Origin of the sequence: Rodentibacter caecimuris (assembly GCF_010587025.1) — a bacterium.
Taxonomy (GTDB): Bacteria; Pseudomonadota; Gammaproteobacteria; order Enterobacterales; family Pasteurellaceae; genus Rodentibacter; species Rodentibacter caecimuris.
In genome coordinates this window covers 2,138,688-2,151,883 of sequence record NZ_CP040863.1, presented here as the reverse complement: position 1 = coordinate 2,151,883, position 13,196 = coordinate 2,138,688, and the positions used below count along the sequence as shown (strand labels likewise).

The 13,196-nt window shown below is 41.2% G+C and carries 11 protein-coding genes; 4 read left to right on the top strand and 7 right to left on the bottom strand.

Annotated elements, in window-relative coordinates; translation table 11 throughout:
• Nucleotides 1-190: 190 nt before the first annotated feature.
• The 3 genes from yajC to secF are packed head-to-tail and all read left to right on the top strand — an operon-like array spanning nucleotide 191 to nucleotide 3,345.
• Entirely contained in the window at nucleotides 191-484 is a 294-nt protein-coding gene (gene yajC, locus FEE42_RS10570; protein WP_059367816.1) for a preprotein translocase subunit YajC, read from the top strand.
• Nucleotides 485-508: 24 nt separating this feature from the next.
• Nucleotides 509-2,359, top strand: coding sequence for a protein translocase subunit SecD (secD, locus tag FEE42_RS10565; RefSeq protein ID WP_164028511.1), 1,851 nt, complete (start codon nucleotides 509-511; stop codon nucleotides 2,357-2,359).
• Between the two features lie 11 nt (nucleotides 2,360-2,370).
• A complete protein-coding gene (gene secF, locus FEE42_RS10560) occupies nucleotides 2,371-3,345 on the top strand; it encodes a protein translocase subunit SecF (RefSeq protein WP_059367818.1) in 975 nt (324 codons plus the stop codon).
• A gap of 324 nt (nucleotides 3,346-3,669) precedes the next feature.
• Here the strand turns inward: secF and glyA are convergent, their stop codons facing one another.
• The 7 genes from glyA to FEE42_RS10525 all read right to left on the bottom strand — a co-directional run bounded on the left by glyA (nucleotide 3,670) and on the right by FEE42_RS10525 (nucleotide 12,292).
• Nucleotides 3,670-4,935: a serine hydroxymethyltransferase gene (gene glyA, locus FEE42_RS10555; RefSeq protein WP_135968734.1), complete on the bottom strand. Its 1,266-nt coding sequence runs from the start codon at nucleotides 4,933-4,935 to the stop codon at nucleotides 3,670-3,672.
• Between the two features lie 145 nt (nucleotides 4,936-5,080).
• A complete protein-coding gene (locus FEE42_RS10550; protein ID WP_164028510.1) occupies nucleotides 5,081-6,304 on the bottom strand; it encodes a DUF711 family protein in 1,224 nt (407 codons plus the stop codon).
• Nucleotides 6,305-6,362: 58 nt separating this feature from the next.
• Entirely contained in the window at nucleotides 6,363-7,652 is a 1,290-nt protein-coding gene (purD, locus tag FEE42_RS10545; RefSeq protein ID WP_164028509.1) for a phosphoribosylamine--glycine ligase, read from the bottom strand.
• 75 nt (nucleotides 7,653-7,727) lie between these two features.
• The gene (locus FEE42_RS10540) at nucleotides 7,728-8,027 is read right to left on the bottom strand and encodes a hypothetical protein (RefSeq protein ID WP_157888089.1); all 300 of its coding nucleotides are present in this window, start codon (nucleotides 8,025-8,027) and stop codon (nucleotides 7,728-7,730) included.
• Nucleotides 8,028-8,252: 225 nt separating this feature from the next.
• Nucleotides 8,253-9,851 carry a bifunctional phosphoribosylaminoimidazolecarboxamide formyltransferase/IMP cyclohydrolase gene (purH, locus tag FEE42_RS10535; RefSeq protein ID WP_164028508.1) on the bottom strand — a complete coding sequence of 533 codons (1,599 nt, stop codon included), beginning with the start codon at nucleotides 9,849-9,851 and terminating at the stop codon, nucleotides 8,253-8,255.
• Nucleotides 9,852-10,036: 185 nt separating this feature from the next.
• Nucleotides 10,037-10,441: a DoxX family protein gene (locus tag FEE42_RS10530; protein WP_059367830.1), complete on the bottom strand. Its 405-nt coding sequence runs from the start codon at nucleotides 10,439-10,441 to the stop codon at nucleotides 10,037-10,039.
• Nucleotides 10,442-10,552: 111 nt separating this feature from the next.
• A complete protein-coding gene (locus tag FEE42_RS10525; RefSeq protein WP_164028838.1) occupies nucleotides 10,553-12,292 on the bottom strand; it encodes a protein-disulfide reductase DsbD in 1,740 nt (579 codons plus the stop codon).
• Between the two features lie 184 nt (nucleotides 12,293-12,476).
• On the opposite strand from FEE42_RS10525, the gene arcA reads away from it, so the two are divergent.
• Nucleotides 12,477-13,190, top strand: a complete 714-nt coding sequence (arcA, locus tag FEE42_RS10520) for a two-component system response regulator ArcA (protein ID WP_077582883.1) — start codon at nucleotides 12,477-12,479, stop codon at nucleotides 13,188-13,190.
• Nucleotides 13,191-13,196: the final 6 nt, after the last annotated feature.

Genomic DNA, 13,196 nt, shown 5'->3' with positions numbered 1-13,196 from the left:
GAGGTAGTTTGCCCGATTTAATCCAATAAGAAATTTCCCCTTTCTGGTATAGACGCATCATAAGTAAAGCAGTTGAGAAACTTGGGTTGCAATAAATTCTGCGATCAATCAATATGCTTTTCACATTTTGTGCGATTTATGGTATTTTATCGCCCAATTTTCAACTTAAGTTTAATAAGGAAAACATCAAATGGAAGCTCAAAGCCCAATGTCCACATTAGTTATTTTCGTGATTTTCGGTTTAATTTTTTACTTTATGATTTATCGCCCTCAAGCGAAGCGTAACAAAGAACACAAAAAATTAATGTCTGAATTAGCCAAAGGCACTGAAGTGCTCACTGCCGGCGGTATGATGGGCAAAATCACCAAAGTAATTGAAGATAATAACAGTGTGGTGATTGCATTAAATGAAACGACGGAAATCACAATCAACCGTAACTATATTGTGACTATTCTTCCAAAAGGTTCTGTAAAGACTCTTTAATCCTCCATTCATAAAGAGACAACCATGTTAAATCGTTACCCATTATGGAAGAATCTAATGGTGATCCTCGTGGTCGCCATTGGTGTTTTATACTCTCTTCCAAATATTTATGGTGAAGATCCCGCCGTGCAAATTTCAGGTACTCGCGGGCTACAAGCCAATACGACTACATTAGGACAAGTTCAAGAGGTGTTAAAAGCCAATAATCTTTCAACAAAATCGATTGTTCTTGAACAAGGCTCTATTTTAGCCCGCTTCAATAATACGGACGATCAGTTACTTGCTAAGGATAAAATTGCCGAAAAACTCGGTACGAACTATAGCACGGCTTTAAACCTTGCACCGGCAACCCCTACTTGGTTAAGCAGTATCGGAGCAAACCCTATGAAATGGGGCTTAGATCTACGCGGTGGGGTTCGTTTCTTGATGGAAGTGGATATGAACTCCGCACTGGCAAAACGTCAAGAGCAATTACAGGACACATTGCGTAACGATCTTCGTAAAGAAAAAATTCAATACACGGGGATTAAGAATGCCGATCATTTCGGTACAACCATTACGCTTGCCAATCCCGAACAACTCTCAAAAGCGACCCGTATTATTCGCCAAGCTCACCCAACCTTAGAAGTGAGCGATTCAGGCAACGATACGCTAAATTTATCCCTATCTACGACCGCACTTAATGAAGCACGCGATTTAGCGATTGAGCAAAACTTAACAATTTTGCGTAAACGTGTTTCAGAATTAGGCGTAGCAGAAGCGGTAATACAGCGTCAAGGTGCAGAACGTATCGTCATTGAATTGCCGGGTGTACAGGATACTGCACGTGCGAAAGAAATTCTTGGCGCAACAGCAACCCTTGAATTCCGAATGGTGAACTCTACGGTAAATTCGGAAGCGGCAGCTCGCGGTATTATCCCGTCTGATTCAGAAGTGAAATATAATCGTGAAGGTCGTCCCATTGTCTTGTTAAAACGCCCGTCTTTAGGCGGTGAACATATCATCAACTCAAGTGCAGCACTCGATCATCAATCTGGAACGCCACAGGTAAGTGTCACTCTAGATAGTGAAGGTGGGGAGCAAATGCTTCAACTCACCAAAAAATACTATAAAAAACCAATGGCAACCCTTTATGTTGAATATAAAGACAACGGCAAGAAAGATGAGAACGGTAAAACCATTCTTGAGAAAAGCGAAGAGGTTATCAACGTAGCCACGATTCAGGCTCGCTTTGGCGCAAACTTTCAAATTACCGGTGTTGGCAGCCTGGCGGAAGCCAATAATCTTTCCACTTTATTAAAATCAGGTGCGTTAATCGCTCCGATACAAATTGTGGAAGAGCGCACGATCGGTCCATCACTTGGTGCACAAAATGTTGAGCAAGGTATGAACGCCAGCTTTTGGGGATTAATCTCTGTTATCGTATTTATGCTTATCTACTATAAGCTTTTCGGTATTATCGCAAGCCTTGCAATGGTTATTAATATTGTCTTGTTAGTCGGTTTAATGTCTATTCTTCCGGGGGCAACATTGTCTATGCCGGGGATTGCAGGTATCGTGTTAACCCTTGGGATGTCGGTGGATGCCAACGTATTGATCTTTGAGCGAATTAAAGAAGAGATTCGTAACGGACGCCCTATCCAACAGGCTATTAATGAAGGTTACAACGGAGCATTTACCTCTATTTTCGATGCAAACCTAACCACTATCTTAACGGCCATTATTCTCTACGCAGTGGGAACCGGCCCGATTCAAGGTTTTGCAATTACCCTTTCACTGGGTGTGGCAATTTCCATGTTTACCGCTATTACCGGAACTCGCGCTCTGGTAAATGCAATCTATGGTGGTAAACGTGTTGAAAAACTTTCTATTTAATTGAGGTGACTATGGCACTTTTCGCAAGAGATAAAAACGGACATCTCATCAAAGAAATTAACGGAATTAAACTTCCGTTCCCGTTAGCCGAATTTATGAAAATACGTAAATGGGGCTACGTTGTTTCAGCACTTTTTATGGCGATTTCAATGTTTTTTATCGTCACAAAGGGCTTTAACTGGGGGTTAGATTTTACCGGCGGTGTAGTATTCGATACTCACTTTTCTCAAACGGCAAATCTTGAGCAGATCCGCAACAAACTGAAACAACACGGTATTGAAAGCCCTGTTGTGCAGACTACCGGCTCCGTTCAGGATGTGATGATTCGCTTACCGGCCTCTGATAATGATTCAGGTATTGGTGATCGGGTAAAATCAATGTTAGTAGAACTCGACTCCGGTATTAAAATTAAAAGTATCGAATTCGTTGGACCTAACGTAGGGGAAGAATTGGCACAAGGAGCGGTTTATGCCACTTTAGCCACACTGGCTATGATGCTAATTTATATCGGCTCACGTTTTGAATGGCGTTTAGGCTTAGGGGGAATCGCTTCTCTCGCCCACGACGTTGTGATTACTCTTGGTGTATTCTCAGCTTTACAAGTGGAAATGGACTTAACTTTCGTAGCGGCAATTCTTTCCGTAGTGGGCTATTCCATCAATGATAGTATCGTCGTGTTTGACCGGGTTCGTGAAAATTTCCGCAAAATCAGACGATTGGATACAATTGATATTATTGATATTTCCCTGACCCAAACTTTATCAAGAACAATTATGACTTCTGCAACTACGCTTATTGTCGTTATTGCACTGTTCTTCTTCGGCGGCCCGTCTATTCATAACTTCTCCCTCGCATTGCTTGTCGGGATTGGATTCGGTACTTATTCCTCCATCTTTATTGCAATTGCCATTGCTTATGATGTCGGATTGAGACGTGAACATATGATTCCGCCAAAAGTAGATAAAGAAGTGGATGAACTCCCTTAATCAATGAAAGTGCGGTCAAAATTAACCGCACTTTTTCAAGTAAGCGGTATTATGTAGCAGTTACACAAACAAGCTTTTGAAATCATTTAATTTTTACGGACGCCAGTGGCACCCCTACATTTTCCTTTAAATGGTGCATTCGCTACATAATGCCGTAAATAAGAGGCAGTTATCCTGCCTTTTCTTCTTTCTAAAAGTTAAAATACAAAGAACATACTCTCTAAAACAGAAAGTTATATGTTGTACAACTTTTACCCTTTTATATAAAAAAATAAGCGGCGATATCCACCGCCACTAACACACAATCCGCTTCCTAAATATATATTATGCAGGGTAAACAGGAAGACGTTTACAAATTGCTAATACTTTTTCTTTGGTCGCTTCAATAACTTGTTCTTCGTTTTCTTTGCCAAGTACATCTAAAATATCACACATCCAACCGGCTAAATCACGACAATCTTGTTCATTAAAACCACGACGGGTTACTGATGGAGTGCCTATTCGAATACCTGAAGTCACAAATGGCTTTTGCGGATCATTTGGTACCGAGTTTTTATTCACGGTAATGTTTGCTTTACCTAATGCCGCATCGGCAGCTTTACCGGTTAAGCCTTGTTTGATGAAACTCACCAAGAACAAGTGATTTTCCGTACCGTTTGATACTACATCAAAACCATGTTGTTTAAATACTTCTACCATCGCTTTCGCATTTTTCAATACGTTGGCTTGATATACTTTGTATTCCGGCTCTAAGGCTTCTTTAAAACATACCGCTTTTGCTGCAATAATGTGAACTAACGGGCCACCTTGATTCGCAGGGAATACGGAGGATTGTAATTTTTTATAGATCTCTTCATCACCACAAGAGGAAAGAATTAAACCGCCACGTGGACCGCCTAGAGTCTTATGGGTCGTTGTTGTCACTACGTGGGCGTGCGGTAATGGATTTGGATATAATCCCGCAGCAATTAATCCTGCGACGTGTGCCATATCCACAAATAAATATGCCCCAACTTCATCGGCAATTTCACGCATCTTCGCCCAATCAACTACCTGAGAGTAAGCAGAGAAACCGGCTACAATCATCTTTGGTTTAGATTCCAATGCTTTTTGGCGCACATCTTCATAATCAATCAAACCGTCCGCTGTGATACCATAAAGCACCGAATTATAAATTTTACCGGAGAAACTTACTTTTGCACCGTGTGTTAAGTGGCCGCCGTGCGCTAGATCCATTCCTAAAATAGTATCACCGGCATTAATCAATGCGCCATACACTGCCGCATTGGCTTGAGAGCCAGAGTGCGGTTGAACATTCACATAATCGGCACCGAATAACTCTTTTGCACGATCAATAGCGAGTTGTTCCACAATGTCCGCATATTCACAGCCGCCATAATAACGCTTACCCGGATAGCCTTCAGCATATTTATTGGTAAACTGCGAACCCTGTGCTTCCATCACACGCGGGCTGGCATAGTTTTCAGAAGCGATTAATTCGATATGTTCTTCCTGACGGCGGTTTTCATCCTGAATCGCTTGCCATAATACCGGATCGTAGTCAGCGATATTCATATTTTTAGTAAACATTGTGTTCTCCTGTTATGTGATTGCGATCTATAGTGTAACCGCTTATTGGTTTAAATTTAATTAAAATTTAGTACATATTTTTTCATCTAAGGAATGAAAAAGATTCATAGGAAAAGTGCGGTCATTTTCTCAATATTTTCTACTCTTAGTATGGAATGCCCAGAATGCGACAATTACAAAGATCATCGCTTTCAAACTCAGATATTTCACCAGCAATTTTGTTCGGAATAGGGAATAAACGCACGGTCAATGGCTTATTTAAACGAAATGCCATCGTCCCTGTATCACGCATAATCGCAGCAATACTTGCTGCACTAGCGTTACCAGCCACAGGTACCGTATCTAAGCCTATACCGCATACAGCACTATAAGTAAGCAATGAGCGAATATCAAACTGTTCCTGTTGTGTAGCTTGTGCTAAACCGAGATCTTCCGTTACTGCCAACATTAGACCTGAGAATCCCACCAACGGCACGTTTTGCACAGATTTAAATACTTTGGTTAGTAATGCCGATACTTCAATCGTACCGGCAGCCCCCAAATATGGTACTCCCATAAGCTCATACAATTCCGTTATAGAAGCACAGTTTTTCGATGGTGCCGCCGAGCTATCAATACCGACAAATTCAAAATTGCCGGATAATTTAACCGCACTTAACGTGGTAAGAATTTCATCTACATGATGTTGTAGTGCTTTCAGCATAGACTGATAACAATCGGCATAAAACTGATTATGAGAGGATTTTGAAACTGATTTTAACGCAGCGACCAACAAATCCGGTGTTTCCAAACCAATAACAAAACTATTCGGCAAATGGCTCAAATGATAACCTGCGGGAAAATAGGGAATAAAGGGTTTGCAGTTAAAATTTACAGTAAAGTTGAAATTACCTTCAGCACGTGGGGTTATTTGAGCAATACGTTGCACCGCACTAACGGATTGCTCAATTAAATGATTATCTAAAATACCATTTTCATCTAACGGTACATTTACGCAAACATTACATAAATCACCATAATCAGCAATAAGTTCAGGCAGCAATGCAATTTCGTGTACATTGCTTGCGGCGCCAATCGCAAATCGGATACGTACGCCACTTTCATTTAATTTATTGAGTAACCCCGTTAAATACTGTAAATCCGCTTTTGCATTGTTCACATCAGTTAAATCTAAATATTCACCGAAAGGATTGGTAATAATCCGAATGGATTGCAAAACATAACCGGATTTTTGTATCGCCGGCAACAACAAATCGACTTCATGTTTCACTGAACGGAGTGCGGCTTCCCATTGTGTTTTATCCTTACGTAATGTTAAGAAAAAACTAATGGTACGAATGCGACAGAGTGATTTGTTCTTGTAATCCATGTCATTTTCCTATTTAGGTGAATGAAAAAAATTAACGCCAAGTGCGGTTATTTTTCCATTATTTTTGTGTTTCACGAGCAACCGCACGATAACCAATATCACGACGATAAAAACGACCGTTCCATCGGATTTGTTCTGCTAGTTTCAACGCTTTTTGTTGTGCTTCAAATACGCTGTCGCCTAAGGCTGTGGCACATAATACGCGACCGCCATTGGTAAGCAATTTCCCCTCTTTGGCTTCTACGCCCGCTAAGAAAACTTTTTCATTTTCAACCGCACTTTGCGGCAAACCGATAATTTCATCGCCTTTGCGATAATCCCCCGGATAGCCTTCCGCCGCTAATACAATGCCCAATGAAGCTTTTGGATTCCATTGGGATTGAATTTCATCTAACTTACCCTCACAGGCTTTAAGACAAAGTTCAACTAGATCTGACTCCAAACGCAACATAATTGGTTGGGTTTCCGGATCACCAAAACGGCAGTTAAATTCGATCACTTTCGGTTGACCGTTCGGCATAATCATCAAACCGGCATATAAGAAACCGGTGTAAACATTACCTTCCGCCGCCATGCCGTTTACAGTCGGATAAATGACTTCCTGCATAATGCGATCGTGAATCTCAGCTGTAACCACCGGTGCAGGTGAATAAGCGCCCATTCCCCCTGTATTCAACCCGGTATCGTTCTCACCCACGCGTTTATGATCTTGACTGGTTGCCATCGGTTCAACATTTTTGCCATCCACCATCACAATAAAACTGGCTTCTTCACCATCTAAAAACTCTTCGATCACCACTCGGCTACCCGCCTCACCAAAGGCATTGCCCGATAACATATCACGTACCGCCTCTTCCGCTTCCTGTAGTGTCATCGCTACAATCACGCCTTTACCGGCAGCCAAACCATCTGCTTTCACGACAATTGGCGCACCTTTTTCCCGCAAATATGCTAATGCCGGTTCTACCTCTGTGAAATTTTGATATTCCGCTGTTGGAATTTTGTGGCGAGCTAAGAAATCTTTAGTAAAAGCTTTCGAACCCTCTAATTGGGCTGCCGCTTGTGTTGGCCCGAAAATTTTTAATCCTGCCGTACGGAATGCATCCACCACACCGATAACTAACGGAGCTTCAGGCCCAACAATGGTTAAGCCGATTTGATTATTTTGCGCGAATTTAACAAGTGCCGGAATATCAGTAACTGCAATATTAACGTTTTCAATGTTGCTTTCCAGTGCCGTTCCTGCGTTGCCGGGTGCGACAAAAACTTTTTTGGCTAGTGGAGATTGAGCCGCTTTCCAAGCAAGCGCGTGTTCACGACCGCCGTTTCCGATGATTAAAATATTCATGATGATCCTTATAATGTTTATGTTGTGGTTGTCAAAAGTGTTTTTTGATTTTATTCGGGTTTCGCCAATGACGACTTACTTTTTCTTTGCTTTGCCAAAGAAAAAGTAAGCAAAAAGAAAGGCAACCCTGCTTTTCCTTATTTCCTTTGTTTCATTGAATTTGCTTAACGGAAATTTTCTGAACTCGCTATGCTCAAACAGACGAAAATTTCCTACAAATTCAACTCCACAAAGGCGGAAAAGAAGGGAACCCGACTTGTTCCTTCTATAAACCTTCAAAGTGCGGTCAGAATTCGTTATATTTTCCATGGAATAAAACCATTTTAAAATTAACCGCACTTTTACATTAAATGCACTGACAAACTTAGTCCCCATATAAATCGCCTTTGCGACTTTCAATTTTTAGGCAATTTTCGTCTGTTTGAGCAACATAGTTGCGAGTTCAGAAAATTGCCGTTAAGAAAATTGAAACCAAGCAAAGAATAGCGATTTAACTGGGGGTGTGTTTCTTTTGCTTACTTTGCTTTGCACAAGCAAAGAAAAGTAAGTCGCCCAATCGGGCGAAATCCGATTTCAATTAACTAATAAACACGACTATTCCTAGTGTCTAAAATGCCTCATCCCCGTCAACACCATCACCATCCCATGCTCGTCCGCCGCATCAATCACTTCCTGATCACGCATAGAGCCACCCGGATGGATCACGCATTGGATTCCCACTTTCGCCGCAGCATCAATGCCGTCACGGAATGGAAAGAACGCATCGGAAGCCATTACACAACCTGAAACTTCTAACCCTTCGTCTTGCGCTTTAATACCGGCAATTTTAGCGGAATAAACTCGACTCATTTGACCTGCGCCAATGCCGATGGTTTGGTTATTTTTGGCGTAAACGATCGCATTGGATTTCACGAACTTCGCCACTTTCCAGCAGAATAATAAATCTTTGAGTTCCTGTTCGGTCGGTTGACGTTTGCTCACTACTTTTAAATCGTCCAAACCGACCATGCCTAAGTCTGCATCTTGTACCAATAAACCGCCATTTACACGTTTGAAGTCTAAACGCTGAGTACGTTCTTGCCATTCTCCGCATTCAAGCAGTCGGACATTTTTCTTGCGCTTAACCACCTCGACAGCTTCTGCTGATACTTTCGGTGCAATAATCACTTCCACAAATTGGCGTTCTACAATTTCAGTCGCGGTTTTTTCGTCCAGTTCACGGTTAAAGGCGATGATTCCACCAAAAGCGGAAGTCGGATCGGTTTGATAAGCACGGTTGTAGGCTTCTAAAATATCTTTTCCTAATGCCACGCCACACGGATTAGCGTGTTTCACGATAACACAAGCGGGCTCATCAAATTCTTTCACACATTCAAGGGCGGCATCAGTGTCAGCAATATTGTTATAAGAAAGCGCTTTACCTTGTAATTGTGTCGCCGTTGCCACGCTCGCTTCTTTCACGTTAAGATCCACATAAAACGCCGCATTTTGATGAGCATTTTCACCATAACGCATGGTTTGTTTTCGCACAAAATTCAGATTTAATGTGCGAGGAAATTGACCGCACTTAGCATTAGTATCTTCTTCCGCCGCCACATGATAAGGTTTAACGAGCTGACCAAAATAGTTTGCAATCATTGAATCGTATTGCGCTGTATGTTCAAAGGCCTTGATGGCAAGATCAAAGCGGGTTTCCAATGTAAGGCGATTTTGATGTTGATCCATTTCTGCAAGAATGGCATTAAAATCATGATTATTGACAATAATCGCTACATCTTTATGATTTTTTGCCGCCGAACGTACCATGGTCGGCCCGCCGATATCAATATTTTCCACGGCATCTTCCAACGTGCAATTGAGTTTCGCGACAGTTTGTGCAAAGGGATATAAATTGACCACCACCATATCAATGCCTTCAATATCATGCTGTTGCATGATGGCGTCATCCGTTCCACGACGCCCCAGAATCCCACCATGTACTTTTGGATGCAACGTTTTCACACGACCATCCATCATCTCAGGAAATCCCGTATAGTCAGACACTTCGGTCACAGGCAAACCATTTTGTTCTAAGAGTTTTGCCGTGCCGCCGGTAGAAAGCAATTTTACTCCACGTTGAATAAGCCCTTGGGCAAATTCCACAATACCGGTTTTATCTGAAACACTTAACAAAGCCTGACGAATAGGGCGATCTATCATTATATTTTCCTTTCATAGATGGGTTAAAAAAATAAGCGCGCAGATTATAACGCAAACGGTTGCGTAAATATAGAAAAGATTCAACAAAAATAAGCGGCAAGTAAAGTGCGGAGAAGTGAAATCGTTTTAAAGAAAGCCCACATTACGTGGGCTATTTGAGAGGTATAAAGTGTTAAACCTAAAAGTTAGTTTTTCTTAAATTTATTGTCTAATGACAATGCTCCGGCACCTGCAAAAACAAAATAGAAGAAAACAACAGAATAAAGTAATGCCAGTTCGCCGCCATTTGCAATTGGGAAGAATAAGTTCCCTTTGCCTGCTACGTGCATAAAGAAATAGGCATACGCCATTTGACCGGATAAAATAAAGGCTGCGGCTCTGGTAAACAAGCCTAACAACACTAAAATACCGCCGACAATTTCAATCACCCCACCGACAATCATTAATGGGTCGGTAACGGCGCCATTGCCACCGGTCATAGAGATTGGAAATTCCCAAAATTTAGCAGTGCCGTGCAAGATAAACATATAAGCAACAACAATGCGTAGTAAGGCTAAAACATAAGGACGAAATTTTTCAAGATTGTTCATAAAGTTTCCTTGTTAAAAGATAAATTAAAAAGCCTGTAGATCATATCTATTCGCATTTTGTTAAACAAGCGCAAAGTTTGAAAAAGACTTTTTACTCTACGTCAAAAATAGTTAATGGATGACGAATTTATTTAGCCAATTTAAAAATACTTCCGCCTCCATAAAACCGGTTACACGGCTACCTTGTATTTCCTTGCCTGTTTGATCCAAAAATAAAATCGTTGGTAAACCTAACACCTGATAGCGTTCCATTATGGCTTTATTTTCAGGGCTGTTTTTTGTCATATCCACTTGGAGCAAAAGTACATTTTCAAACGCATTTTGAACCTGTTTGTTACTGAATGTATATTGCTCAAATTCTTTACAAGCTACACACCAATCGGCATACAGATCCAGCAATGCAATCCGATGAGGATTGTTTGCCAGAGCCTCATTTAATTCCTGCAGATTTTGAACGCGCTGAAATTTAACATGAGAAATGTCCGTATTATTAACCGCACTTTGAGTAACAGATTGGTGTTGCCAAAGCAGATTTTGTAGAGGCTGTACAGTGACCATTGCACAAACAAAAGCCAGCACTTTTACACCATAACCTAAGCCGTTTTTAGGCATTTGTAAGGCAAACCAAACAAAAAAAGTACTTGCTAATAACGCCCATAAACGCGGTTCCCAAGTTTCGGGCAAAATACGGGACAGCAAAAATACCGGCAATGCCAGCATAACAAAACCAAAGCTGTGTTTAACCGTATTCATCCATTCGCCTGATTTTGGCAAAATTTTATTGCCGAATAACGTGATAAGCATTAACGGAATGCCCATCCCTAATGCCAACAAATAGAGCGTCATTGCCCCTGTAACAAGATCGCCGCTTTGTGCGACATAAAGCAATGCACCGGAAAGTGGCGCCGAAGTGCAAGGCGAGGCAACCAGCCCGGCGATCATCCCCATTAAAAAGGCACCACCAAAAGCACCCGATGTTTGTTTTTGGCTCCATGTATTGAGTTTAGTTTGTAAGGCGCTTGGCAACTGTAAGGTAAATACGCCAAACATCGATAATGCAAGCAGCGTAAACAGCACGGAAAGCCCAATCATCACATAAGGGTGTTGTAATGCAATTTGAAATGGCAAGCCTATTGCCGCAACAGTGAGCCCTAGCAAGGTATAAGTGAGCGCCATCCCTTGAACATAAAGAAAACTTAAGGAAAAAGCTCGCAGCATATTCGGACGTTGTTGCTGGCCAATTACGATAGAGGAAAGCAATGGCAGCATAGGTAATACACAAGGTGTAAAAGTTAATCCCAGCCCAAGTAAGAAAAAGCCGAATACCGCATATTTACTTTGGAACAAGCCCGCCGCTAAACGATCTTGTTCCGCTAAAAGTGCGGTTGAATTTTGCTGTGTTTTTTCTTCCGACGAGGCAATAGGCAAATCGCTGACTTTCAACGTTCTGACTTCCGGCGGATAACAAAATCCTTCCGTGCATCCCTGATAGGAAACCTCAATACTCTGGTTATCCCCAAAGGCTTCACCGGAAAAATAAGCCACCAAAGGTTTTGTAAAAACGGCGACGCGTCCGAAATAGGGATCGTCGTGTATTTCAGCATTTTGGTTGAAATTCACCGAAAGTTGTTGAGGAGCGGAACTCGCCTTAGCTGTGATTTTTTCTTGGTAAAGATAGTACTCTTCGGCAATATCCCAACGAATAGATAACTGTTTTTTATCCGATGAAATTTGAGCTGAAATAGGAAAGGCCTCATCAATACTCAAAAAAGCGGATTTACTATTGAATAACCCTGCTTGACTTGCAAACACGGTAAAAATCAGTGTAAAAAAAAGAACGTATTTTTTCATAGGCGAAAGCATAAATTGAGAGGGGAAAAATTCTAACATAAAGACATTCTAAAAACTAAAAAAGTATGATTTAGATCATAAAAATGAAAAGATCATAAAAAATAACCGCACTTTTCCGTTGTTACAACAATGTTACAAAGATAAAATAGGGCATCACTCAAAGTAAGTAAAAAGAGGGCGAAATATGGCGATACCACAGATTCTCATTGTTGAAGATGAAATCGTTACCCGCAATACATTGAAAGGAATTTTTGAAGCGGAAGGCTATACCGTTCTTGAAGCGCAAGATGGCGTACAAATGCACGAAATTTTAAAAAATAGCAAAGTTAATTTAATCGTGATGGATATTAATCTACCGGGTAAAAATGGTCTCCTATTAGCTCGGGAATTGCGTGAATATGATAATCTGCCTCTTATGTTCTTAACCGGTCGGGATAATGAAGTAGATAAAATTTTAGGACTGGAAATCGGTGCGGATGATTACCTTACTAAGCCTTTCAATCCTCGTGAATTAACTATTCGCGCCCGCAATTTATTACATCGTGTGATGTTACAGCATGAAAAAGAGAACAATAGTGAACGTGAGTTTTATCGTTTCAACGGTTGGACATTAGATTTAAACGGTCACAATCTTATCAATCCGGAAGGAGAAATATTTAAATTACCCCGTAGTGAATTCCGTGCGATGTTACACTTCTGTGAAAATCCAGGTAAATTACAAACCCGTGAAGAACTATTAAGAAAAATGACCGGGCGTGAGCTTAAACCCCAAGATCGTACCGTAGATGTAACGATTCGCCGTATTCGTAAACATTTTGAAGATCATCCTGAGACTCCTGAAATTATTGCGACAATTCATGGTGAGGGGTATCGATTCTGTGGCGAAATTGAATCGTAAAAACAG

Bases quoted from the DNA above. Each gene is read 5' to 3' on its own strand.
- yajC (WP_059367816.1), top strand. From the start codon at position 191: ATGGAAGCTCAAAGCCCAATGTCCACATTAGTTATTTTCGTGATTTTC.
- FEE42_RS10550 (WP_164028510.1), bottom strand. From the start codon at position 6,304: ATGGATTACAAGAACAAATCACTCTGTCGCATTCGTACCATTAGTTTT.
- purH (WP_164028508.1), bottom strand. From the start codon at position 9,851: ATGATAGATCGCCCTATTCGTCAGGCTTTGTTAAGTGTTTCAGATAAA.
- secD (WP_164028511.1), top strand. From the start codon at position 509: ATGTTAAATCGTTACCCATTATGGAAGAATCTAATGGTGATCCTCGTG.
- FEE42_RS10530 (WP_059367830.1), bottom strand. From the start codon at position 10,441: ATGAACAATCTTGAAAAATTTCGTCCTTATGTTTTAGCCTTACTACGC.
- glyA (WP_135968734.1), bottom strand. From the start codon at position 4,935: ATGTTTACTAAAAATATGAATATCGCTGACTACGATCCGGTATTATGG.
- arcA (WP_077582883.1), top strand. From the start codon at position 12,477: ATGGCGATACCACAGATTCTCATTGTTGAAGATGAAATCGTTACCCGC.
- FEE42_RS10540 (WP_157888089.1), bottom strand. From the start codon at position 8,027: ATGGGGACTAAGTTTGTCAGTGCATTTAATGTAAAAGTGCGGTTAATT.
- FEE42_RS10525 (WP_164028838.1), bottom strand. From the start codon at position 12,292: ATGAAAAAATACGTTCTTTTTTTTACACTGATTTTTACCGTGTTTGCA.
- secF (WP_059367818.1), top strand. From the start codon at position 2,371: ATGGCACTTTTCGCAAGAGATAAAAACGGACATCTCATCAAAGAAATT.
- purD (WP_164028509.1), bottom strand. From the start codon at position 7,652: ATGAATATTTTAATCATCGGAAACGGCGGTCGTGAACACGCGCTTGCT.